General features: G+C 53.3%; 1 pseudogene. It reads right to left on the bottom strand.

Annotation, left to right across the window (positions count from 1 at the left end):
• Positions 1–239: pseudogene (locus OGV77_RS00025) on the bottom strand (hypothetical protein); the annotation flags it as partial.
• Between the last annotated feature and the right edge of the window lie 3 nt (positions 240–242).

Genomic DNA, 242 nt, shown 5'->3' on the forward strand with positions numbered 1-242 from the left:
GTCCATTCCGCGCTGATTTTCTTATCCAGCTGTAACAGGCGGGTGTAGTCATTAAGCAGATGAATCGCTATCTGGAAGCGGCCCGCAATCAGCCCTGTGCGCAATAGTCCGGCGTACAGTTCCGGATCGGAGATACACTGGTAAGTAATCCCCTCCTGCAACTCATCGGGCAGAAGCAGAGGATAAACATCCAGCCCGGTCAGGCGTTCAAGTGCTGCCTTTAATGCCAGCTCGATCATGAC

The organism is Citrobacter sp. Ce129, from assembly GCF_030334545.1.
GTDB lineage: Bacteria > Pseudomonadota > Gammaproteobacteria > Enterobacterales > Enterobacteriaceae > Citrobacter > Citrobacter europaeus.